This window comes from Leucobacter tardus, from assembly GCF_017583045.1.
Classification (GTDB): domain Bacteria; phylum Actinomycetota; class Actinomycetes; order Actinomycetales; family Microbacteriaceae; genus Leucobacter; species Leucobacter tardus.
On record NZ_JAGFBF010000006.1, the window covers coordinates 1 to 24159 of the forward strand.

At 66.4% G+C, this 24159-nt stretch carries 20 protein-coding genes; 2 read left to right on the forward strand and 18 right to left on the reverse strand.

The window, feature by feature from the left end; genetic code table 11:
• Nucleotides 1-444: 444 nt before the first annotated feature.
• The 3 genes from J4H85_RS13010 to speB are packed head-to-tail and all read right to left on the reverse strand — an operon-like array spanning nt 445 to nt 3508.
• Complete coding sequence (locus tag J4H85_RS13010) at nt 445-1104, reverse strand: cyclase family protein (RefSeq protein ID WP_208240522.1); 660 nt, start codon at nt 1102-1104, stop codon at nt 445-447.
• Between the two features lie 5 nt (nt 1105-1109).
• Nucleotides 1110-2534 (reverse strand): purine-cytosine permease family protein, encoded by a 1425-nt coding sequence (locus tag J4H85_RS13015; protein WP_208240524.1) that lies wholly within the window; start codon nt 2532-2534, stop codon nt 1110-1112.
• A gap of 26 nt (nt 2535-2560) precedes the next feature.
• Nucleotides 2561-3508 carry an agmatinase gene (speB, locus tag J4H85_RS13020; protein WP_208240526.1) on the reverse strand — a complete coding sequence of 316 codons (948 nt, stop codon included), beginning with the start codon at nt 3506-3508 and terminating at the stop codon, nt 2561-2563.
• A 76-nt stretch (nt 3509-3584) separates the two neighbouring features.
• Between speB and J4H85_RS13025 the strand changes: the two genes are divergently transcribed.
• Nucleotides 3585-4166 (forward strand): helix-turn-helix domain-containing protein, encoded by a 582-nt coding sequence (locus J4H85_RS13025; protein WP_208240528.1) that lies wholly within the window; start codon nt 3585-3587, stop codon nt 4164-4166.
• Between the two features lie 6 nt (nt 4167-4172).
• On the opposite strand, the gene J4H85_RS13030 is transcribed toward J4H85_RS13025, so the two are convergent.
• The 3 genes from J4H85_RS13030 to J4H85_RS14095 are packed head-to-tail and all read right to left on the reverse strand — an operon-like array spanning nt 4173 to nt 6942.
• Complete coding sequence (locus tag J4H85_RS13030) at nt 4173-5291, reverse strand: alcohol dehydrogenase catalytic domain-containing protein (RefSeq protein ID WP_208240530.1); 1119 nt, start codon at nt 5289-5291, stop codon at nt 4173-4175.
• Entirely contained in the window at nt 5291-6775 is a 1485-nt protein-coding gene (locus J4H85_RS13035) for a purine-cytosine permease family protein (protein ID WP_307863697.1), read from the reverse strand. The genes J4H85_RS13030 and J4H85_RS13035 overlap by 1 nt, the downstream gene beginning before the upstream one ends.
• Nucleotides 6772-6942, reverse strand: coding sequence for a hypothetical protein (locus tag J4H85_RS14095; protein ID WP_243893829.1), 171 nt, complete (start codon nt 6940-6942; stop codon nt 6772-6774). The genes J4H85_RS13035 and J4H85_RS14095 overlap by 4 nt, the downstream gene beginning before the upstream one ends.
• Before the next feature lie 225 nt (nt 6943-7167).
• On the opposite strand from J4H85_RS14095, the gene J4H85_RS13040 reads away from it, so the two are divergent.
• Nucleotides 7168-8154 (forward strand): Lrp/AsnC family transcriptional regulator, encoded by a 987-nt coding sequence (locus J4H85_RS13040; RefSeq protein ID WP_208240534.1) that lies wholly within the window; start codon nt 7168-7170, stop codon nt 8152-8154.
• Here J4H85_RS13040 and J4H85_RS13045 read toward each other — a convergent pair.
• The 12 genes from J4H85_RS13045 to J4H85_RS13100 form a co-directional block, all read right to left on the reverse strand.
• Nucleotides 8060-8890: a nitrilase-related carbon-nitrogen hydrolase gene (locus J4H85_RS13045; RefSeq protein WP_243893830.1), complete on the reverse strand. Its 831-nt coding sequence runs from the start codon at nt 8888-8890 to the stop codon at nt 8060-8062. The two genes, J4H85_RS13040 and J4H85_RS13045, sit on opposite strands and share 95 nt — an antisense overlap.
• Nucleotides 8890-10221 (reverse strand): tyrosine--tRNA ligase, encoded by a 1332-nt coding sequence (tyrS, locus tag J4H85_RS13050; RefSeq protein WP_208240536.1) that lies wholly within the window; start codon nt 10219-10221, stop codon nt 8890-8892. Before tyrS ends, J4H85_RS13045 begins: the two co-directional genes overlap by 1 nt.
• 18 nt (nt 10222-10239) lie before the next feature.
• Entirely contained in the window at nt 10240-11676 is a 1437-nt protein-coding gene (gene argH, locus J4H85_RS13055) for an argininosuccinate lyase (RefSeq protein ID WP_208240539.1), read from the reverse strand.
• Nucleotides 11677-11722: 46 nt separating this feature from the next.
• A complete protein-coding gene (argF, locus tag J4H85_RS13060) occupies nt 11723-12646 on the reverse strand; it encodes an ornithine carbamoyltransferase (RefSeq protein ID WP_208240541.1) in 924 nt (307 codons plus the stop codon).
• Between the two features lie 40 nt (nt 12647-12686).
• A complete protein-coding gene (gene typA, locus J4H85_RS13065) occupies nt 12687-14594 on the reverse strand; it encodes a translational GTPase TypA (protein ID WP_208240543.1) in 1908 nt (635 codons plus the stop codon).
• Nucleotides 14595-14730: 136 nt separating this feature from the next.
• Nucleotides 14731-16416 (reverse strand): dipeptide ABC transporter ATP-binding protein, encoded by a 1686-nt coding sequence (locus tag J4H85_RS13070; RefSeq protein ID WP_243893831.1) that lies wholly within the window; start codon nt 16414-16416, stop codon nt 14731-14733.
• Between the two features lie 32 nt (nt 16417-16448).
• Nucleotides 16449-17414, reverse strand: a complete 966-nt coding sequence (locus tag J4H85_RS13075) for an ABC transporter permease (protein WP_208240547.1) — start codon at nt 17412-17414, stop codon at nt 16449-16451.
• A complete protein-coding gene (locus J4H85_RS13080; protein WP_208240549.1) occupies nt 17407-18333 on the reverse strand; it encodes an ABC transporter permease in 927 nt (308 codons plus the stop codon). Before J4H85_RS13080 ends, J4H85_RS13075 begins: the two co-directional genes overlap by 8 nt.
• Before the next feature lie 114 nt (nt 18334-18447).
• Complete coding sequence (locus J4H85_RS13085) at nt 18448-20061, reverse strand: peptide ABC transporter substrate-binding protein (RefSeq protein ID WP_208240551.1); 1614 nt, start codon at nt 20059-20061, stop codon at nt 18448-18450.
• Between the two features lie 338 nt (nt 20062-20399).
• Nucleotides 20400-22067, reverse strand: coding sequence for an ABC transporter ATP-binding protein (locus J4H85_RS13090; RefSeq protein WP_208240553.1), 1668 nt, complete (start codon nt 22065-22067; stop codon nt 20400-20402).
• Nucleotides 22064-23077, reverse strand: coding sequence for an ABC transporter permease (locus J4H85_RS13095; RefSeq protein ID WP_243893832.1), 1014 nt, complete (start codon nt 23075-23077; stop codon nt 22064-22066). Before J4H85_RS13095 ends, J4H85_RS13090 begins: the two co-directional genes overlap by 4 nt.
• Before the next feature lies 1 nt (nt 23078).
• The gene (locus tag J4H85_RS13100; protein ID WP_208240555.1) at nt 23079-24152 is read right to left on the reverse strand and encodes an ABC transporter permease; all 1074 of its coding nucleotides are present in this window, start codon (nt 24150-24152) and stop codon (nt 23079-23081) included.
• Between the last annotated feature and the right edge of the window lie 7 nt (nt 24153-24159).

Here is a 24159-nt window from a genome sequence, read left to right on the forward strand (position 1 = left end):
TGATCGATGCCGGGGATAATAAATTGGCATTTGACAATCAAGTGCACACTATTGAGTTCTCAAGGACCAGACACCCACCGTAACCCCTCACCAGGGCATCCGATAGGCAACTTGTCAAGCTTACCAGGCTCTCTCACCAGCCGCAAATCTCATTCGCAGCTCATCACACCGATACTCAGACCGGCAGGCCAAAAGTTCCTCACCCTGAAGTGAAGCTCTCGACCCGGAGAGCAGAAGCGGATCTCCACTGTACACCCCGACGCACACGACTCTCAAGCCATGACCGCGGATGTACCCGAAGGTCCTGCTCACGATTCCGAGTGACTCACTTCCGTGTCTCACTCCGTCTCGCTGACAAGGGAATACATTACGCGGACCGTGCTCCCCACAGCAAACACCGCCCGCACCCCGGGCGTGTCTCCGCACCAAACCGCGGAATTGCCCTCAGGCAGGGCGAGCTTCGGTGTCCGCCAGCTTGGCGACCGCGCGCACCGGAGACCCGTCGATTCCTCGAATATTAAGGGGAAGCAGCGAGATCTCCACCGATCCCGGGAGTGTCGTCAGGGAGGTGAGGTTCTCGACGATGACCCCGCCCCGTCCGAGCCAGTACTCGTGCACCTCGAGCGCCGCCCCCGAGGACGGTCTCGTCGGATCAGGACTCAGCATGTCGACTCCGAGCACCCGCGCCCCTCGCGCCCACAGCATCTCGACCAGCGCGATCGAGAGGCCCGGGTGGGATTCCATCTGAACGGAACCGAAATGACGATCCCACCCCGTGGCGATGCAGACGATCTCCGGCAGGGTGTCTGGCACGCCCCCGACGAGATCGGCGTGAGTGATGGTCGGTCCGGTCGTCGCAGTGCAGTGGAGCACGGCCGCCTGACCGATGAGAAGTGTGAGCGGAAGCTCGTCGACGGTACTCCCACCCGAGATGGAGTGCGCGGGGGCGTCGATGTGCGTGCCGGTGTGGCTTCCCAGATCGAGTCTCGTGACGGCGACACCGTCCGCCTCGACGGTCAACGCGGACGAGATGGTGACGGCGGGATCGCCCGGGTAGACCGGCATCCCGGAGGTGATGGGCTGGGTGAGGTCGATGAGACGCATGGTCGTCAGTGCTCGAGACGCAACGCTGCGGTCTGGTCTGCACCGTCGAGCAGATGCCCGGTCGGCGCACTGTCCCGGGGGTCGCGCAGCCGCATGCCACGCACCCGTCCGAACGCCGCCATGAGCGCCAGGTACAGAGCGAAGCTCAGCACGAAGGCGGGGATGTTCGCTCCGATCGGGCTCGCAGTGACGTAGGCCAGCACATATGAGACCGCCGCACCGACGATCCAGACGAGGACGGCGATCCAGTTCGCTCCGCCGAGGTACCAGTACCGGCTTCCCGGTCGCTCATGCAGCAGCTGCCGAGAGTACCCCCGCCGCTTCAGCACGTAGTAGTCGGCGATCATGATGGCGAACACCGGGACGAAGAACGCGCTGATCACGAAGAGGAAGTCGGTGAACTGATCGAGGAGACCGAGGAATGTCGATCCGATGATGGAGATGGTGCCGAGCACGATCGCGGTCGGAAGGAACCTGAGGTGCCACCGGGATTGCGCGTTCACCACGGAGGTCACCATCCCGAAGACCACCATCGTGTTGGTCGCCATGACCGAGAGGAAGATCGCGACGCCCAACGGCCACCCGAACTCCGCGACGATGACGGTCGGATCGAATGCGATCGCATCGTCACCGCGCAGCAGCACCGCGCTGAACGCGACGAGACCGAGGAACATCGAGATCGTCGTCGAGAGCGTGTAGCCAACGCCGGCTCCGACGACGCCGGCGACGCTGCTGCGCGCATGACGATTCATGTCCGCCGAGAGCACGGTCCACGAGATCGCGGTCGCGATGACCAGGTCGAGGGTGACCAGGGGCGATCCGCCGAGCTCGGGATCGACGGGGATCGCGGCGAAATCTCCGGGGGCGAACGTACCGAACGCCGCCACGAACACGAACCCCATGACCACGAGAATGAGGACCGCGAGCCACGGCTCGACGCGCGAGATCCCGGTGTGCCCGAAAATCGCCAGGACGACGACGATCCCCTGGCACAGTGCCGAGAAGAGCGCCGGGTTCGAGAAGCCGGTCGCCGAGAACACGAGGGCGTTCACCGTCACTCCGGCAAGCATCGCCTGCACCCAACTCCAGCCCATGAGCACGACCAGGTTGGCTGCAGCCGGAAGCAGACTCCCCCGGATGCCGAACGACCCGCGCGTGAGCGCCATCGTCGGCAACCCGGTTCTCGTCCCCATGTTGCCGACGAGCACGAGCACCCCGACACCGATGAGCGTGCCGACCACGATCATCGTCGTCGCGACCGCGAAGCTGACGCCCGGCACGAACAGTGTGCCGGTGAGCAGGGTCGTCACGACCAGGTTCGCGGCGAGCCAGATCATGCCGATCCGGAACGGGCCCTGGGTGCCGCGCACCGGTCCGGCCGATCCCTCGGCTCCATCGAGGTTGACCGCCATGGTCTCCGGACTCGTCATGATTCCCCCGCTCGTGCCGAACCGTGTCAGACCCGCGCCGCCATCGCGCTCACGAGCTCGTATACGACGTGGCTTGCCGCCACCGCCGTGATCTGCGCATGATCGTACGCCGGCGCGACCTCGACGACGTCCGCGCCGACGATGTGCAGATCAGCGAGCCCGCGGATCAGACGCAGCATCTCGCGACTGGTCAGTCCCCCGGCCTCCGGCGTACCCGTGCCCGGCGCATGAGCGGGATCGAGCACGTCGATATCGATCGAGATGTACAGCGGCTTGTCACCCACCCGATCCCTGATCCGCCGCAGCGCGGCGGGCACGCCCTCCTCCTCGATGAACTCGCTCGTCACGATCTGGAACCCGAGTTTCGCGTCGTCGTCGAGGTCGCCCTTGCCGTACAACGGGCCGCGAGTGCCGCCGTGCATACTCGCGGTGAGATCGATCAGCCCCTCCTCAGACGCCCGGCGGAACGGGGTCCCGTGCGTGGTCGGCGCACCGAAGTAGGTGTCCCAGGTATCGAGGTGGGCGTCGAAGTGCAGCACCGCCACCGGACCGTGCTTCTTGTTGATCGCCCGCAGCAGCGGCAACGCGATCGTGTGATCGCCGCCGATCGTGACGATCTTGTCGACCTGCTCTCCGAGCTCGGTGGCGGCGTCATCGACCTGCTGCACCGCCTCATCCAGATTGAACGGGTTCGCGACGATGTCACCCGCGTCGACGACCTGGACGCTCGCGAACGGGGACACGTCCTGCGCCGGGTTGTACGGACGCAGCAGGCGCGACGCATCGCGCACGTGGTTCGGCCCGAATCGTGCGCCGGGCCGGTAGCTCACGCCGGTATCGAACGGCACGCCGACGATCGCGATGTCGGCCTCGGGCACATCCTCGATGCGGGGCAGCTTCGCAAAGGTGGCGAGACCGGCGTACCGGGGTGTCTTGCTGGCATCGACCGGGCCCTGGGGGGTGTGAGCGGACACGTGTCCCTTCCCTTCAAGTTGTCATATAGTAAACAGAAGAACTCTGTAGGTGAACAATCTCATGATAGGGATCCCGATGCGTCCAGTCCACCCCACTGCCGGGCAGCAGCCGGTACGGATCGGCGCGCGACTGCGCGCGTCACGTCTCGCGCAGGGGCTCACCCTCGAACAGCTCGCCGCTGCCACGCAGGTGACCAAGGGGTTCCTCAGTCGTGTGGAACGCGACGACACCCAGCCCAGTCTCACCTCGCTCGTGCAGATCTGCGAAGCGCTCTCGCTTCCCATCGGCAGCCTGTTCGAAGCGCCCGATGTACAGCGGCTCTCGTTGGACGATGCTCCGCGCATCAACATGGGCGGTCGCGGTGCCGACGAACGCCTGGTGACGCCCCGCAGCGAGGAGCGCCTCCAGGTCATCCACTCGACCCTCGCACCGGACGCCGACGGGGGCGACGAGCTCTACACCGTGAACTGCAGCGTCGAGGTGCTGCACCTCATCAGCGGCGAACTCACGGTCTCGTTCAACGACCGGATCGAAGAACTCGTCGCGGGTGACACGCTGACGTTTCCCGGTAATACGCCTCACAACTGGCGGGCGGGCCCTCGGGGTGCGACCACGGTGTGGACCCTGGTGCCCGCGGCATGGAGCGGAGCGGGGTGATCCCGATCAGTCGTCGAAGACGATGACGCTGCGCGTCCGCTCCCCGCGACGCATGGCGTCGAACGCGTCGTCGACCTGATCGAGACGGATCGTGGTGCTGATGAGCGCGTCGACCGGAAACGACCCTGCCAGGTAGGCCCGTGCGATCCGCGGGAAGTCGCGCGCCGGCACCAGGCCGCCGTAGTTCGACCCGATCAGCGTCTTTCCGTCGTACGCGAGCTGCAGTCCGTCGATCATCAGCGGCTGATCTTCGGGCGGAAGCCCGACGAAGACGCCGCGACCACCCGGGCGGATGAGGCCGGGCAGCTGCTCCATCGTCTGCACCCGACCGATGGCTTCGAAGGCGACATCCGCGCCACCGCCAGTGATCTCGGAGATCCGATCGCCGAGATCGGTTCCCCCGATCACGGTGTGGGTCGCACCCGCACGCTCGGCCTCTGCGAGTTTCTGCTCGGAGATGTCGACCGCCACGATCGGCGTCGCACCCGCGAGCCGCAGTGCCGCGATGATCGAAAGTCCGACGCCGCCGGCTCCGACCACCACCGCCGACTCTCCCGCCAGCACCTTCCCGTTGTTCACGACTGCTCCGTACCCTGTGCCGGCCGAACAGCCGATCAGGCTCGCCACGGCGAAGGGAACGCGGGAATCGATGCGGATCGCCGCGAACTCGGGCACGACGATGTACTCGCTCATGGCACCGACGGCCAGGTACGGGTAGGCGGCGGATCGATCGCGGTCCGTCCAGCGCGTCGTTCCGTCGGGCAGCAGCGAATCGTTCGACTGCGCATACCGGCACGCCCACGGCTTTCCGCTCGCGCATTCGCCGCACCGCTGACACGCCTGATGCCAGGCGATGACCACGTGGTCGCCGACGGCGAGGTGGGTGACACCGGGTCCGACCGCCTCGATGACGCCCGCCGCCTCGTGGCCCATGACTGCGGGAAGCGGCACCTGCCACTCCCCGTCGAGCACGTGACGGTCCGATCCGCAGACGCCTGCGGCACGCACGCGCACGCGCACTTCGCCCTGCCACGGTGGATCGAGACGGAGCGTTTCGACCTCGGTCCGCCCGTCGGCGTCGCCGCGATAGACGGCCGCTCGCACGTCGATGGTCTGAGCCTGCATTACTTCCTCCCGGCGGCCGCGAAGGTGTCGATGTCGCGGTACGCGCCGCGGCCGCGGCGCACGTACAGCACGTTCGTCAAGACGACGTGCGCCACCATGGCGATGACGACCGTCGGAATCGTCGCCGTCGCGTAGGCGAAGATCGCCTGGGTCTCGAGCGTGATCGGGTTGTAGATCCAGAGGTAGAACGCCGACGCGATCACGACGGCGGCCATCGCTGCCACATTCACGCCGCCGGTGAACCGCATCGGGTCATCAGCGCCGCTGGCGTAGAGGGCGCGCAGCGAGATCCGCTGACGACGCACGATGAAATAATCGGCGATGATCACCCCGCACAGTGCGGCGATGAAGGCGCCCGAGATGACCACGAAGGTCATGAACTTCTCGTACATGAAGCCGGGGAAGAAGCTGAGGATCGCCGGGAGCACGAGGAATCCGGCGCAGAGCAGAGGCCAGCGCACACGGGTGAGCACCTCACCGCTCGACTGCTTCACTGCGAGCACCGTCGAGTACGCGATGGACGCCATGCTCGTCACGTTCGCGAAGCCGACGAAGAGCAGTGTCAACACGCCCAGAATCGGACCGCCGAGCGGCACCATCCACGCCGTCGGATCCGCCTCGCCGATCATGAGCGCCGCGGCCATTCCGACGATCTGCGCCGCGACGGTGCCGAGAATGATGCCGCCGTAGGCGGGCCACAGTGCCGCCCGGGGGCCGCGGGTCAGTCGCGATAGGGATCCCATGACCGGCCACCAGGAGAGGCCTGCGCCGAGATTGAATTCGACCGCCATCATGAAGTTCAGCTGCTCGTTCTCGAACGGCGCCATGGGAGGTGCGGCGAGCAGATCGCTCCAGGAGTGCTGCGACATCAGCAGCACCATCATGGCGGTGACGATGACGATCAGTCCGGGGGCGACGAAGCGGTTGAGCTTGCTGATCGTGACCGGACCGCGCGAGAGCACGATCCATCCGACGAAGATGGCGGCGAGTGCGAAGACCGTCACGAGCGGCCCGAACGTATCGAGCCCCGCTCCGAACGCCTGATTCGAGATCTCGGTGAAGGCGCGTCCGAACATGACGCCGAGCAGCGAGGTCCACCCCATTTCGACGAGGAGGACGACCGTGAACACCACGATGCCGACGCCGACGATGCCGAACACCGATTTGAGGGCACGATACTGCTCGACGCCGAGACGCTGACTGAGCATCACGCTGCCGAGCGCCATGATCGCCAGACCGAGGCTGTTGCCGATGAGCATCGCTGCGATGCCATCGGTGAACCCGACGAGGAGTACCGTCGATCCTCCGGTCAGGAACGCCCATGTCGCGATCGCGAGGCTGATGGTGACCCAACTGAAGTCACCCGCGCGCCACACTCGCTCGGCTTTCAGTAGCGGAAGCGACCCGAACGTCGCCTCGCGGGCCACGGCCTGCTCGACGCGCACCGCCTGCGTCTCGGTCGTCTCGTGCTTCGCGGAGTTCACAGCGCCGATCCGATCCAGGCAATGGCGGTGATGCCGAGCACGACGCCGAGAAACCACCCGAGACTCCTGCCGCCGAGTGCGGCATGGACCGGGTCTGCGGCCTCCACGGATTCGAGTTCGATCAACCGGCGCTCCAGCTCGTCGTCGAGCTGACTCTGATGATTCATGGGGTCCGACCTCCTTGTGACCCGCCACTGCGGCGTAGAACATCGTCAGCCTAAGTGGGTCGACCGACGCGCACAACACAGAACAACACCACACACCGTAGTGATCTGCACAATCGTACCTATCGGGCACACAAAGCGATGCAATGTCCGCCTAGAATGAGCAATGACTGCATATTTGCCCGCTCGCGGTCTGCCGATCCGCGTACGATTGCCCGAGGTGACGTCATGGATACCGATGATCTGCGACTCGGAGTGCTCCGCGAACTGCGCGACAACGGACGAGCGAGTTACGCCCGCATCGCCGAGCGACTCGGGGTCACCCGGCGACAGGTGACTCAGACCGTGCAGGGCGCGCTCGACCGCGACGAGCTGCGGCTCGCAGTCTCCATCAGCCCGGACCTCATGGGGCTCGAACGCTTCGCCTACCTGCAGATCGCTGTCGACGGACCGGTGGCGCCGGTGCGCGACGCACTTGTCGCCATGCCCGAGACCACGTTCGTGGCGGTGATCAGCGGTGGCTTCGCGCTCGACGCCGAGATCCGCGTCGGCGCCGATCCCCATCTGCGACAGACCGTCGATGCCGTCCGCAGCCTGCCCCAGGTGCTGAACATCCGCACGCACATGTACGAGTCCATCGAAGTGAACCTCTTCTCACCGCTCTGGGCCCGTCGCACCCGCTTTCAAGTGGATGATGCCGACCGCGCCATCGTCCGTCACCTACAGGCCGACGGTCGTGCCTCGTTTCGTGAACTCGGGGCCGCCGCCGGCGTCTCACCGAGCGGGGCGCGACTGCGCTTCGAGCGCCTGGTCGAGCACGGAGCGATCAAGGTCGTGGGAATACCCGTGCGCGGCACCCACCTCACCGGCGCCTCTCTCGGGGTGGGCATCCACGTGCACGGGCGCATCGACGACGCGGTCGCACGCGTCCGTGCGCTCGAACCCGAATTTCTCGCCGTGACGGTCGGCACCTTCGACATGATCGCCACCATCTCCACCGACAGCACGGAGGAGCTGCTCGAGGTGATGGATCGACTGCGCGGCTTCGACGAGGTATCCGGTGTGGAGTCCTGGTCGAATCTGCGCATCGTGAAGGAGCAGTACGGCGAGGGCGACCGCCTCAGCGCCAGTCCGCGTACCGGTCTGGCCGGCGATCCCGCAGGTAGTCCGCAGCGTGCGGCGACCGCTCCTCCGGGCCGGGAACGTCGGCGATGAGGATCTCCGCATCGGCCCCCGCCTCTGCGAGCACGACTCCCTCCCGGCCCGCGACGACGCTGAGTCCGGCGAAGTCCGTTCGGGCCGCGCCGACGAATCCCTGAGTACGCGGATAATCCGCGTAGGCGACGACGAGTGCGTTCTCGGCGGCACGGGCGCGCACCAGCACCTCGGGAACATACGCGGAGAACCCGTCGATCGCCGTGGGCACGAGCACGAGGTCCGCACCGCGCTCGGCGATCAGACGGACGGGTTCGGGGAACTCGATGTCGTAGCAGATCTGCAGCGCGACGCGCCGTCCGTTCCACTCGATGACAGTCGGCGGTGCGGTGGATGCGGAGAACGCCGCCCGTTCATCGTCGCCCCAGAGGTGCACCTTCTCGTACCGCAGCAGTTCCGCTCCCGACGCATCGGTGAGACTCGCCGCGATGCCGAAGGAGCCGTCGACACGAGCGACCGGGAAACTCGTCACGATCGCGACGCCGCACTCCCGGGCGAGCGTCGCCACACGGGCAGGAAGACCATCGACGAGCTCCGGTGCCATCCATGAGCGAAGTTGCGCCGGAGCGTAGCCCGTCAAGAAGAGCTCGGGCGTCAGCAGCAGTGCAGCACCGGCGTCCCGCGCCGTCCCGGCCGCGTCCCGCAGTGTCCTCAGATTCGCTTCCGGATCGAGCGGGGCGGCCTCCGCTTGCAGCAGGGCGATGCGCACTCCCGCGCTCCCGCGCTCCGCGGCCATTACGCGTCCGACGTGGAGTCGACGACTACTCCGGCGAGCGTCTTCTTGCCGCGACGCAGCACGGCGAACCGGCCGTGCAGCAGGTCGTCGGCACCGAGCACGCGATCCTGATCCTCGAGCTGAACATTGTTGAGGTACACCCCGCCCTGCGTCAGCGCTCGGCGCGCCTCACCGAGGCTCGACACGAGTTCGGCGTCGACGAGCAACTGCGTGATGGGGGCTCCGACGGTCCCGATCGCGCGCGGCAGCTCGTGCACGGCACCGGCGAGCGAGGGCGCATCCAGTGCATCGAGCTCTCCGCGACCGAAGAGCGCTCCGGACGCATCGATCGCTCCCTGCGCGGCCGCCGCTCCGTGCACGAGCGTGGTCACCTCGATCGCGAGGCGCTTCTGGGCGGCGCGCTTGAACGGTTCGCGCTCGACCTGCTCGGCGTACTCCGCGATCTCTGCGCGCGAGAGGAAGGTGAAGACCTTCAACCGGTCGATCACGTCGGCGTCTGCCTGGTTCAGCCAGAACTGGTAGAACGCGTACGGCGAGCACATCTCGGGGTTCAACCAGATGGCGTTGCCCTCGCTCTTGCCGAACTTCGTGCCGTCCGAGTTGGTGATCAGCGGCGTGCCGATCGCGTGCACGTGCTCCCCCTCGACCTTGCGGATGAGTTCCGTGCCACTCGTGAGGTTGCCCCACTGATCGCTGCCGCCCGACTGCAGTCGGCATCCGTACTGGCGGAACAGCTCGAGGTAGTCGAGCCCCTGCAGGATCTGGTAGCTGAACTCGCTGTAGCTGATCCCCTCGTCGGAGTTCAGACGCGTGGCGACGATGTCCTTCTTGATCATCGTGCCCACGCGGAAGTACTTGCCGATCTCGCGGAGGAAGTCGATAGCGCTCATCGGTGCCGTCCAGTCGAGGTTGTTGACGAGCTTCGCGCCGTTCCCTCCGTCGAAGTCGAGGTACCGCGAGACCTGCTCGCCGAGCGACTGCACCCATTCCCCCACCACCTCCGGGGAGTTCAGGGTGCGCTCCGCGGTCGGGCGGGGGTCGCCGATCAGCCCCGTCGACCCGCCGACGAGACCGATCGGGTGGTGCCCCTTCAGCTGCAAGCGGCGCATGAGCAGCAACTGCACGAGATGGCCGAGGTGCAGGCTCGCCGCCGTCGGGTCGAACCCGCAGTAATAGGCGATCGGATCGCCCTCGAGCGCTTCGGCCAGCGCCCCCTGATCAGTGGAGACGTGGATCAGCCCACGCCACTCGAGCTCGTCCCACAGCGTCTCGAAGCTGTCATCGTTCCGCTGGGAGGCCAGGATCTCTGCGCGTTCACTCGTTACCGACACGCAGAGAGTGTATCGCGTTCAGACGCGGAACTCGGCGACCCGTTCGGCAAGACGCGCGAGCTGCTCGTCGACGCGCGCCCTCGCGGTTCCGCCGGCGCCCAGCCGGGAGTTCACCGACCCTTCGATCGTCAGCACCTCGCGCACACCCGGCGTGAGGTGTTCGGAGACCGTGCGGAGCTCAGCGTCGCTCGGCTCGTCGAGCTCGATGCCGCGTTCCTCGCAGTAGCGCACGAGCTCGCCCGAGATCTCATGCGCGTCGCGGAAGATCACGCCCTGCTTCACGAGCCACTCGGCGACATCGGTCGCGAGCGAGAAGCCCTGCGGCGCGAGCTCGGCCATGCGCCGCTCGTCGAAGCGCATGGTGGCCACCATGCCGGTGAATGCCGGCAGCAGCAGCTCGAGCTGGTCGACGGAGTCGAAGACCGGCTCCTTGTCCTCCTGCAGATCACGGTTGTAGGCGAGCGGCAGCGCTTTCAGTGTGGCGAGCAGGCCGGTGAGGTTGCCGATGAGACGACCCGATTTGCCGCGCGCGAGTTCGGCGATGTCGGGGTTCTTCTTCTGCGGCATGATCGAGGATCCGGTCGAGAAGCCGTCGTGCAGCTGCACGAAGCCGAACTCCTTCGTGTTCCAGATGATGATCTCTTCCGCGAAGCGGGAGAGATCGATCCCGATCTGGGCGCACACGAACGCGAACTCGGCGACCACGTCGCGTGCGGCGGTGCCGTCGATGGAGTTCTCGAGCGGGGCCCCGAGTCCGAGCTCCTCCGCGACGAGTCGCGGATCGAGCCCGAGTGAGCTGCCGGCGAGGGCGCCCCCGCCGTACGGCGACGCGCTCGCCCGCTGGGCCCAGTCGCGCAGCCGCTCGAGGTCGCGGATGATCGGCCAGGCGTGTGCGCCGAGCTGGTGCGCGAGCAGTACCGGCTGAGCGTGCTGCAGGTGGGTACGACCGGGCAGGATCGCCTCGGCGTGGGCCGAGGCCTGCTCAAGGATCGCCTCGGCGAGGTCGGTCAGCAGTGCGGCGATGACTCGCGCGTGATCGATGAGGTAGAGCCGCACGAGCGTGGCGATCTGGTCGTTCCGGCTGCGGCCGGCGCGGAGCTTTCCGCCGAGCTGCACGCCGGTGATGTCGATGAGCCCGCGTTCGAGCGCCGAGTGCACGTCTTCATCGCTCTCGGCGGCGACGAATCGCCCGTCGGCGACGCGGGCGGCGAGTTCGTCGAGCGCAGCGCGCATATCGTGCAGTTCGTCATCGCTCAAGTACCCGGCCGCGGCGAGGGCCGTGGCGTGCGCCTTCGAGCCGCGAATGTCGTACGGCGCGAGGATCCAATCGAAGTGGGTGGACTTGCTCAGCGCGGCGAGCGCGGGCGACGGGCCGCTGGCGAAGCGTCCGCCCCAAAGTGCGCCCGCTTCAGCGGCACGGTTACCCGAAGCGGAGTTCTGGCTCTCGGAAGTCATAGGGGGTATCTCTCTATCTACGGCAGTCTTGGGTCGACGGGGCGGTTCAGGCTCGCGAGAGCAGCCAGACCATGAGCCCCTTCTGGGCGTGGACGCGGTTCTCGGCCTCATCCCAGACGGCGCTCTGCGGGCCATCGATCACCTCGGGGGCGACCTCGAACTCGCGGTACGCCGGCAGGCAGTGGAGGAAGATCGCGTCGTCATCGGCACGATCCATCAATTCGGGGGTCACGCGGTAGGCGCCGAAGGTCTCCACCCTGGCGGCCTTCTCGGACTCCTGCCCCATCGACACCCACGTGTCGGTGATGACGGCGTCGGCACCCGACACGGCCGCGTCGACATCGGTGGTCACCGTGACGCTCCCGCCGGTCTGCGCCGCGATGCGCTCGGCGTCGCGCACGATGTCGGCGCGCGGATGATACCCCGCGGGGCCGGCCACGCGAATGTGCATACCCGCCGTCGCGAAGCCGAGCAGATACGAGTGGCCCATGTTGTTCGCCGCATCGCCGACATACGCGGCGGTGAGGCCGGCGAGCTCGCCCTTGCGTTCCCGGATGGTCTGCAGATCGGCGAGGATCTGGCACGGGTGGAAGTCGTCGGAGAGCGAGTTGATGACCGGCACGGTCGCGTGAGCGGCCATCTCTTCGAGCCCCGAGTGGGCGAAGGTGCGCCAGACGATCATGTCGACCATGCGCGAGAGCACCTGAGCGGTGTCCGCGATCGACTCCTTGGCCCCGAGTTGCGCCTCACCGGGGTTCACGATGATCGCGTTGCCCCCGAGTTCGGCGATACCGGCGGCGAAGCTGAAACGCGTGCGCGTCGAGGTCTTGTCGAAGAAGACGGAGACCGAACGCGGGCCTTCCAGCGGTCGCTCGGCGAACGGCTCCCGCTTCAGACGGGCGGCGAGGTCGAGCACCTCGCGCTGCTCATCGGGGCTGAGATCATCGTCGCGGAGGAAGTGTCGCATCACCCGGCCAGTCTAGCGGCGACCGGGTGATGCGCAGACCCGGCTACTTCGCCTGGTTCTTGAGCCGCGATGCGCTGCGGGCGCGCGAAGTCGCCGCGAGCTCGACCTTGCGGATGCGCACGTGCTCGGGGGTGACCTCCACGCACTCGTCCTCGCGGGCGAACTCGAGGCACTCCTCGAGGGTCAGCTGGCGGGGCGGCGTCATCGACTCGAACGTGTCGGCGTTCGCCGACCGCATGTTGGTGAGCTTCTTCTCCTTGGTGATGTTCACGTCCATGTCTTCGGAACGCGAGTTCTCACCGATGACCATGCCCTCGTACACCTCCTGCGTGGGCTGCACGAAGAACGACATGCGCTCCTGCAGGTTGATGAGCGAGAACGGGGTCACCACACCGGAGCGGTCGGCCACGATCGAGCCGTTGTTGCGAGTCGTGATGGTGCCGGCCCATTCGCCGTACCCGTGCGAGATCGCGTTCGCGATGCCGGTGCCGCGGGTGATCGTCATGAACTCCGAACGGAAGCCGATGAGTCCGCGCGACGGCACGATGAACTCCATGCGCACCCAGCCCGTGCCGTTGTTCGTCATGTTCTCCATGCGCCCCTTGCGCGCGGCGAGCAGCTGCGTGATGGCGCCGAGGTGATCCTCAGGGGTGTCGACCGTGAGGTGCTCGTAAGGCTCGTGCACCTTGCCGTTCACCTCGCGCGTGACGACCTGCGGCTTGCCGACGGTGAGCTCGAAGCCCTCGCGGCGCATGTTCTCGACGAGGATCGCGAGGGCGAGCTCGCCGCGGCCCTGCACCTCCCACGCATCGGGGCGACCGGTGTCGATCACGCGGAGCGAGACGTTGCCGATGAGCTCGCGGTCGAGCCGGTCCTTGATCATGCGGGCGGTGAGCTTGTGGCCCTTCACCTTGCCGACGAGGGGCGAGGTGTTCGCACCGATCGTCATCGAGATGGCGGGCTCATCGACGGTGATGGTCGGCAGCGGACGCACGTCTTCGGCATCGGCGATCGTCTCGCCGATGGTGATGTCTTCGATGCCGGCGATCGCGACGATGTCGCCGGGGCCCGCCTGCTCGGCCGGGTAACGGGTCAGCGCCTTGGTAAGCATGAGCTCGGTGATGCGCACGTTCTGCACCGTCTGGTCCTGCTTGACCCAGGCGACGGTCTCGCCCTTCTTGATCCAGCCGTTGTGCACGCGCAGCAGCGCGATGCGGCCGAGGAACGGCGAGGAGTCGAGGTTCGTCACGTGCGCCTGCAGCGGGTGCTCGTCGTCGTACGTCGGCGCCGGCACCTGGTTCAGGATCGTCTCGAACAGCGGCTCCAGATCGGTGTTGTCGGGCAGCTCGCCGTCACCCGGACGGGTGTGCGAAGCAGCACCGGCACGGCCGGAGAGGTACACGGTCGGCACGTCGAGCACTGCGTCGACGTCGATGTCGGGGTGCTCTTCGCTGAGGTCGGACGCGAGGCCGAGGAGCAGATCCTGCGCCTCGCCTTCGACCTCTTCGATGCGCGCGTCGGGCCGGTCCGTCTTGTTGACGGCGAGGATCACGGGCAGCTTCGCCTCGAGCGCCTTGCGGAGCACGAAGCGGGTCTGCGGCAGCGGGCCCTCGGACGCGTCGACGAGCAGCACCACGCCGTCGACCATCGACAGCCCGCGCTCGACCTCGCCGCCGAAGTCGGCGTGACCGGGGGTGTCGATCACGTTGATGACGATGGGACCGTTCTGCGCGTGGGCGCCCTCGTACGTGATGGCCGTGTTCTTCGCGAGGATGGTGATGCCCTTCTCGCGCTCGAGATCGTTGGAGTCCATCACACGGTCGTCGACCTCGGTGTGCGCGTCGAAGGAGTTCGTCTGCTTGAGCATGGCGTCGACGAGGGTCGTCTTCCCGTGGTCGACGTGGGCGACGATGGCAACATTGCGGAGGTCTTCGCGAGTGGCGAGAGCCATAAAGGTGGTTCCTAACGAAATCAGCGTGGTGTCGGCGGCGTGGAGTGCCGAAGATGCGAGGCTGGAGCATCGCACGAGAAGGGCCGACGTGCAATTCTAACGGATGCGCACGTCGGCCCTCTGAACATCGGCGCGATTACGCGCCGATGTTGAGGCTTGCGCCCGGGATCGCCGCGAGCAGGTTCTTCGTGTACTCCTCACGGGGGTTCTCGAACACCTCATCGGTGGTGGCCTGCTCGATGATCTCCCCGCTGCGCATCACGCAGACCCGGTCGGCGATGAGGCGCACGACCGCGAGGTCGTGCGTGATGAACAGGTAGGTCAGTCCGAGATCGCGCTGCAGCTCGGCGAGCAGCTCGAGCACCTGCGCCTGCACCAGCACGTCGAGAGCCGACACCGCTTCGTCGAGCACGAGGATCTCGGGCTTCAGCGCGAGCCCGCGAGCGACGGCGACGCGCTGGCGCTGACCGCCCGACAGCTCGTTCGGGTACCGGGTGGCCAGTTCGCGCGGTAGCGAGACCTGATCGAGCAGCTCGAGCACGCGCGCCCGGCGTGAAGCGCTGTCGCCGACCTTGTGCACGTTCAACGGCTCCATAATGGTGTTGCCGATGTTGCGCAGCGGATCCAGCGAACCGTACGGGTCCTGGAACACGGGCTGCAGCTTGCGACGCAGATCGAAGAGCTGCTTCGACCCCAGTTGCGTGGTGTCGGCGCCGTCGATCCTGATCGAACCGGATGTCGGCTTCTCGAGCTGCAGCACCATCTTCGCGATCGTCGACTTGCCCGAACCGCTCTCACCCACGAGCGCCATCGTCTCGCCGCGGTTGATGGTGAAGGAGGCGCGGTCGACGGCGGTCAGATCCTCGTGCCCGAAGTTACCCTTCCGGAGTTTGTAGACCTTCGTGAGATCGGTGACCTCGACCAGCGGAGCACCGATCTGACGATCCTTCAGTTCCGTCTCGGCGAGCGAGGCGATGTCGAACGACTCGGTGGGCGCGGGCGCGACATCGGGCGACGACCCGAGTCGCCGCGACGCCAGGCTCGGCACTGCCGAGACGAGACGGCGGGTGTAGGGGTGCTTCGGATCCTGCAGGATCTCCCGGCTGGGACCCGACTCGACGACGTTGCCGCGGTACATCACGATGAGCTTCTCGGCGCGCTCGGCCGCCAGGCCCAGGTCGTGCGTGATGAAGACGACAGCGGTGTCCCGCTCGGAGGCCAACGACTGGAGGTGATCGAGCACCACCCGCTGCACCGTCACGTCCAGTGCCGAGGTCGGCTCGTCGGCGATGAGCAGCTGCGGGTTCGCGGCGAGACCGATGCCGATGAGCGCGCGCTGCTTCATGCCACCGGAGAACTGGTGCGGGTACTGCCGCATACGCTTCTCGGCATCCTGCAAGCCCGCCTGCTGCAGCACTTCGATGGCTCGGGCCTTCACGTCCTTGCGGTTCTTCGCGAGACCGTTGGCGCGAATCGCCTCCTCGACCTGAAAGCCGATCGACCAGACCGGGTTCAGGTTCGACATCGGATCCTGCGGCACGAGGCCGATCTCACGCCCGCGCAGAGACTCCATGTCGCGGCGACGGGAACCGACGAGTTCGCGACCCTGCCACATCACCGATCCTTCGGTGACCCGGCCCGTGCCCGGAAGCAGATCGATCACCGCGTGCATGGTCGTCGACTTGCCCGACCCCGACTCGCCGACGATCGCCACGGTCTCGCCCGGGTAGACGTCGAAGCTCACGCCGTGGAGCACTTCGTTGTCCTGCTTGTGCCTGGAGAACGCGACCTTGAGATCGCGCACGCTGAGAATCGGTTCCATGTCGGATGCTTCCGTCTGTCGTGGTGCGTTCGTCATCGCTGCGCCCTCGCTCTCGGGTCGAGCGCGTCGCGAATGACCTCGCCCATCAGGATGAACCCGAGGACGGTGATGGTCAGCGCGACCGACGGGTAAATGAGCGGCGCCGGATCGGTGCGCAGCGTGCGCTGCGCGCTGCTGATGTCATTGCCCCAGCTGATGAACTCTCCGGGCGGCAGTCCGACACCGAGGAAGGAGAGCACCGCTTCGGCCACGATCGCGGACGCCAGCGAGAGCGTCGTCACCACGATGAGCGGCGCCACCGCATTCGGGAAGACGTGACGCAGCAGCGTCTTGAAGCGGGAGACGCCGAGCGCCTCCGATGCGGTCACGAAGTCCGAGTTCTTGACGCGCAGCACCTCGCTGCGCAGGATGCGAGCCGAGATCGGCCACGAGAAGCCACCGATCGCCAGCGCGATGACCAGCGGGTTGCGGTAGTCGGCGAGCACGCTCATCACGATGATGCCGGCGAGGATGTAAGGCACCGAGAAGAAGATGTCGCCGACGCGCGACAGCACGGTATCGATGAAGCCGCCGAAGTATCCGGCGAGCGAACCCATGATGCCGCCGATCACGAACGTCAGCACGATGACCAGGAAACCGACGGAGACCGAGGTGGACGTTCCGTGGATGATGCGCGAGTAGACGTCGCAGCCCTGGTTGTTGAAGCCGAGGGGATGCCCGGTGGCCGGCCCGGCGTTCGAGAATGCGAGCGAGCAGGAGCGCGGATCGATCTGCGTGAAGAGATTCGGGAACGCGGAGACCGCGAGCACGAGCACGATGATCACCGATGCGATCCAGAACATCGGCCGACGGCGCATGTCGCGCCAGGCGTCGAGCCAGAGGTTCGACTTCTTCTCGTCGACGCGCACGGCATCGACGGCCGCGACCGGGGTCTCGTCGACCGGGGCGACGAAGTGCTCCATGGGCGGGCGCGAGGAGCGGTTCTGAGATTCAGGCATAACGGATCCTCGGGTCGAGCACGGCGTAGAGCAGATCGATGAGCAGGTTCACGCCGAGGTAGATGAGCACCATCACGGTGACGAAAGAGACGACCGTCGCGTTCTCGCCGCGGAGGATCGCGTTGAAGAGCACGTTGCCGACACCGGGCACGTTGAAGATGCCCTCGGTCACGGTCGCACCGACCATGAGCGTGCCGAAGTCGGTCGCGGTGTTGGTGATGGTCGGGATCAGGGAGTTGCGCAGCACGTGCACCGGGATGACGCGGCCCCGCGGCAGGCCCTTGGCGTATGCGGTGCGCACGAAATCCTGGTTGAGCGTGTCGATGACCGACGAGCGCGTGAGGCGCATGCTCGTCGCGTAGAGACTGACACCGAGCACGAGCGCGGGGAGTATGAGGTCCTTCGTCGGGGCCGAACCGCCGACCGTCGGACTGAACCAGCCGAGCTGCAAGCCGAACACGTACTGACCGACGAATGCCGCGACGAAGATCGGCAGGCTCAATAGGATGAGCGCGATGATCAGGTTGATGTTGTCGAAGAACGATCCCTTGCGCAGGCCTGAGAAGAGACCGATGACGATCGCGATGACGAGCTCGATGGCGATGGCCATCAGGGCGAGCTTGATCGTGATCGGGAACGTGCGCGCGAGCACCTGAGAGACGGGTTCGCCCGAGAAGCTGATGCCGAAGTCTCCGACGAAGATGCCTTTGAGGTACAGCAGGTACTGCACGAAGAAGGGCTTGTCGAGGTTGTACTGCTCGCGCAGGCGCTCCAGGACGGCCTCGCTCGGCACCTTGTCGCCGAACATCGCCGCGACGGGGTCGCCCGGCATGGCGAAGACCATGAAGTAAATGAGGAACGTGGTGCCGAGAAGGACGGGCACCACCTGGAGGACGCGGAGAATGATGTATCTCAGCATGAGAGGCTCGCTCCCCGGCGGTCGGCTCGTGTGTGCATGGGATGTGTATTCCTGAGGATCAACACGCGTGCAGCTCCAGCGACGGGAAGACGCCGGAGCTGCACGCGGTCTGGGTTATTCGGTGACGGTGATCTCGTTGAAGAGCGGCACGGAGTTCCAACCGAACGCGACGTTGTCGACGCGCTCGCTGTACCCACCGGTCGTGCCCTGGTACCAGAGCGGGATCGACGGCAGATCCTCGAGCAGGATCTCCTGTGCGTCCTGGAGCTTCGTGATCATCTGGTCGTGATCATCCGAGTTCACGGCCTCGTCCAGCATGTTGTCGAACTCTTCATTGGCGTAGAAGCCGTGGTTCGAGCTTGCACCCGTGTAGTACAGGGGCTGCATGAAGTTGTACATGCCCGGGTAGTCGGCCTGCCAGCCGGCGCGGAACGGGCCGCCGACGGTGTCGGCCTCTCGGTCGTCCAGGAACGCTTGGAAGGTCGGGTACGGCTTCGGAGCGGCTTCGACACCGAGCGTGTTGATCCACTGGTTGGCCACGGCCTCGATCCAGGCGAGGTGCGGTCCATCGGTGTTCGTCGCGACCTCGATGGTGCCCTCGAACTCGGAGATCTCATTGGCCTCGGCCCACAGCTTCTGAGCCTCTTCCGGGTTGAACTGCAGCTTCTCGCTGCCCTCGAGGTCGTCCTTGTAGCCGTCCACGACGGGCGAGGAGAAATCGGTGGCGGCGATGTTCGTGCCCTCGAAGATGGTGTCGATGATCTCGTCGCGATCGATCGCCATGGAAAGTGCAGCGCGGCGCAGCTTGCCCTCTTCGTCCTCGCCGAAGTGCGGCAGGTTCGCTGAGATGGTGAGCGTCGTGTTCAGCGCACCGGCCTGATTGATGGCGCGGTCGCCCAGTTCGTCCTCGAAGACCGAGAACGAGGTCTCGGGGATCTGGTCGAGCACGTCGAGGTTGCCGGCCTGCAGGTCGACGTAGGCCGCATCGAGCGACGCGTAGATCTTGAAGTGGATGCCCTCGTTCGAGACCTCGCGCGGACCGACGTAGGAGTCGTTCGCGACGAGGTTGATCTCGACATCGTGCTTCCAGGCGTCGTCGCCGTCGAACGCGTAGAGACCGTTGCCGATCGGGTTCTGGCCGAACGCCTCCATGTCGTCGAATGCGACGTCGGGCAGCGGGTAGTAGGCCGAGTAGCCGAGGCGATCCGGGAAGTCGGGGCTCGCGTCGACCGTGAAGGTGTAGTCGTCGACGACCTTCAGCCCTTCCATCTCTTCGACCGGCTCGGTCTCGCTGAAGCCCTTGATCGGTGAGAAGAAGTACTGGTTGCCGAGCGCGTTGTCGACGTTCGCCGCGTAGTTCCACGCATCGACGAAGTTGTGCGCCTGCACCGGGGTGCCGTCCGAGAACACTGCATCCTCGCGCAGCTTGACGGTCCACACGCCGTCGTCACCGGACTCGATGGACTCTGCGACACCCATCTGCGTCGCGCCCTCGGCGTCGTAGTAAACGAGGCCCTCCCAGAGCGCGTCGACGACCTTGCCGCCGCCCACCTCGGTGGTGTCCGCAGGGAGAAGACCCTTCTGCGGTTCCGTGTTGTTGACCGAGATGCGACCCTCGGGCGTGCTGCCCGCGTCGGACTCTCCGCCGCCGCCGGAGCAACTGGTCAGCACCAGTGCGCCAGCTGCTGCCAGAGACAGCATTCCCATTGCCATGCGTGAACGCGCCACGTCAGAACTCCTTTGTATTGTTGCGCACCGCAACCGAAGCGCAGAGCAACAGTGCCGGCCGGCCGCGGTACTCGGGTGTACCGCCCACTACCCTAATCGCGACCTCACCTCGATTCGGTCGCGAAAAGGCATCGATTTCAACCATCCCGCAATGTCCGTGACTTCCTCCATGAAGCTGCCCGGTTGTCGGACAGGTTTTGTGGAGACCATCCAGTCCGTATTGCGAGGAAATACGAGACTGGTACAATCTGTCGATTGCCCCCAAGGGTCCGTCCCGAGGGCAACGGTCGGCTCCGGATGCCGCTGAAGCGGAATCCTCGGCCGACCCGCGACCGCCGTCAGACGCGCAGCTTCCGTCGTTCCGCTTGCTCTCCCGGATCGGGAACCGGCAGCGACGCGAGCAGGCGCTGGGTGTAGGCCTCTCTCGGGTTCCCGAGCACCTCGGCGCACGTGCCCGTTTCGACGAGCTCTCCGCGATACAGCACGCCGAGCCGATCCGCGAGGGCGTCGACGACCGCGAGGTCGTGCGTGATGAAGAGCGACGAGAACCCCAACTCTGACTGCAGCTCGACGAACAGATCGAGCACACGCGCCTGCACCGAGACGTCGAGCGCGCTCGTCGGCTCGTCGGCGATGAGCAGCTTCGGACCCAGGATCAGCCCGCGCGCGAGACTGGCGCGCTGACGCTGTCCGCCCGAGAGCTCGTGTGGGTACCGATCGCCGTAGCTCCGCGGCAGCTGCACCGCCTCGAGCAACTCGTCGACCCGTTTCCGAGCCGCCCGTGCGTCCTTCGCGAGCCCCTGCACGATCAGCGGCTCGGCGACGCACTCGGCGATCGTGAGCAGCGGGTTGAAGCTCGACGCCGGATCCTGGAACACGAAGCCGATGTCGCGCCTCGTGGCTCGGAAGTCGCGCTCGCGGTACCCGAGCATCTCGTGGCCGAGCACCTGCAGCGAGCCCCCGGTGACGGGCGTCAGGCCGGCGATCGCGCGCCCGATCGTGGACTTGCCCGATCCGGATTCACCGACGAGGCCGAAGACCTCGCCGGCACCGATCTCGAAATCGACGCCCGTGACCGCGCGGAACCCGGGTTTGCCGAAGCGACCGGGGTACTGGATCTCCAGTCCTCGAGCCACGACGAGCGGAGCACGCGGAGCGTCCGCCGACCGCCGCTCAGCGCGCTCCACCGCCTGCGCGCGGCGCTCCCCCAGCTTCGGCACGGCCGCGAGCAGATTCTGCGTGTATGCCTCCCGAGGGTGGGCGAAGAGCTCGGCCACGGGCGCCTGCTCGACGACCTTGCCCTGGTACATCACGGCGACGTCATCGGCGAGATCGGCGACGACACCCATGTTGTGGGTGATGAGCAGGATCGCAGTGCCGAACTCGTCGCGCAGATCCCGGAGCAGGTCGAGGATCTCGGCCTGCACCGTGACATCGAGCGCCGTCGTGGGCTCGTCGGCGACGATGAGCCCCGGTCCGAGCGCCAGCGCCATCGCGATGACGACGCGCTGCTTCTGCCCGCCCGAGAGCTGGTGCGGATATGAGTCGACGCGCGACTCCGGATCGGGAATGCCCACCTTGCGCAGGATGTCGATCGCACGCGTTCGCGCGGCCTTCCGCGAGAGCTTCTCGTGCGCACGCAGCCCCTCGGCGATCTGCCACCCGATCGTGAAGACCGGGTTCAACGCCGTCGACGGCTCCTGGAACACCATCGCCACGTCGCGGCCGCGCACCTCGCGCAGATGATCCGCGGAGATGGCCGTCACATCGCTCACGCCCGAGCCGTCGCGGGCCGCGAGCACCACGGCACCCGACGCGGTCGCGGTCTCGGCGAGCAGACCGAGTACGGCGCGCGCCGTCACCGACTTGCCCGACCCCGATTCGCCAACGACCGCGAGCACGCGGCCGGGTTCGACCGTGAGCGAGACGCCGTCGACGGCGGTGATCGGACCGTGGTCCGTCGCGAACGTGACCTCGAGGTCTTGAATATCGAGAATGTGTCTCATCGGGAATCCTCCTCGGGCGACGACGCGCCACTCGCCTGCACCGGCACCATCGACGTCTGAGCGACACTGCCGCTCCCCCGCTTGGCGCGGCGACGACTGCGCAACCGCGGGTCGGCGAGATCGTTGAGGCTCTCGCCCGTGAGCGTGAGTCCCATCACCACCAGCACGATCGCGAGGCCAGGCCACAGGCTCGTCCACCAGACGCCGTTCGAGACGTCGGCGATCGCCTTGTTGAGGTCGTATCCCCACTCGGCCGCGGAGTTCGGCTCGATGCCGAAGCCCAAGAATCCGAGACCCGCCAGCGTGAGAATCGCCTCGGAGGCGTTCAGCGTGAAGACGAGCGGCAGCGACCGGGTCGAGTTGCGCAGAATGTGCCGGAACATGATCCGACCGCGGCTCGCACCGATGACGCGCGCGGACTCGACGAACGCTTCGGCCTTCACCCGAATGACCTCGGAGCGCACCACACGGAAGTACTGCGGAATGAAGACCACCGTGATCGAGATCGAGGCGGCGAGGATGCCGCCCCAGAGGCTCGACTGACCGCCCGAGATCACGATGGACATGACGATCGCGAGCAGCAGGGACGGGAAAGCGTAGATCGCATCGGCCAGCATGACCATCACCCGGTCGAGCCAGCCGCCCAGGAAGCCGGAGACGAGACCCAGCAGCGTTCCCGCGAAGATCGAGCACACCACCGCGATCACGATGACGAAGAACGCGGTTCGCGATCCCCAGATGACGCGCGAGAGCACGTCGTATCCGGCGATCGTCGTCCCGAACGGATGGGCGGCCGACGGGGCGCTGAGCGATCCGAAGTCGCCATCGGGATCGTTCAGCGTCGAGTAGCCGTAAGGGGCGAGCAGCGGGGCGAAGATCGCGATGAGCAGGAACAGCCCGAGCAGGGTGAGCCCCGCGATGAGCATGCCGCGCTGCAGACCGACGCTCTGCCTCACCTGCTTGACGAGCGGCCAGGAGTGCCAGGCGCGCTCCACGTGAGTCGCACTCATGTCAGTACCTCACTCTCGGATCGATGACTGCGGCGAGCACGTCGACGACGAAGTTGCTGACGGCGACGATCACCGCGAGGAGCGCCACGATGCCCTGCACGGCGACGAAGTCGCGCGCGCTCAGGTACTGCGCGAGCTGGAAGCCGAGGCCCTTCCACTCGAACGTCGTCTCGGTGAGCACGGCGCCCGCGAGCAGCAGGGCGATCTGCATGCCGATGACGGTGATGATCGGGATCAGCGCGGGGCGGTACGCGTGCTTCGTGACGAGACGGAACTCGCCCACGCCGCGTGATCGGCCGGAATCGACGTATTCGCGACCGATCGTGCCGATCATGTTCGTGCGCACGAGCCGGAGGAAGACGCCTGCGGTCATGAGCCCCAGCGTGAGGGCGGGAAGGACCGCGTGCGCGAGCACATCGATCACGTTCTCGGAGTTTCCGGTGCGGATCGCATCGATGAGATAGATTCCGCTCGGATTCTGCACGAGTTGCAGCTGCAATTCGGTCGCGACGGACGCTCGACCGGAGACCGGAAGCCACCCCAACCAGATGCCGAAGATCAGTTTCATGATGAGGCCGGAGAAGAACACCGGCGTCGCGTAGGTGAAGATCGCGAAGACGCGCAGCACGGCGTCCGGTCCGCGGTCGCGGTAGTAGGCGGCGAGCATGCCGAGCGGAATGCCGACGAGCAGCGCCACGATGAGCGTGTAGATCACGAGCTCCAGCGTCGCGGTGCCGAAGGTGAGCAGCACCTCGGTGACGGCGCGGTTATCGCTGATCGTCGTCCCGAAGTCTCCGCGCAGCACGTTGCCGAGATATTCGAGGTACTGCACGATGACGGGCCGGTCGTATCCGGCCGCCGCGATCCGCTCCGCGAGCTGCGCCGGAGGCAGTCGATCGCCCACCGACGCCGTGATCGGGTCGCCGATCGAGCGCATGAGCACGAAGACCATCGTCACCAGGATGAAGATGGTGGGGATGATGAGCAGCGCGCGCCACAGAATGTAGCGCCCGAGCCCACCACCGCCCCGCGTTCGAGCACGCGGGGCGGTGAGTGAGGTGTCGGTGATGACCATGGAAGGC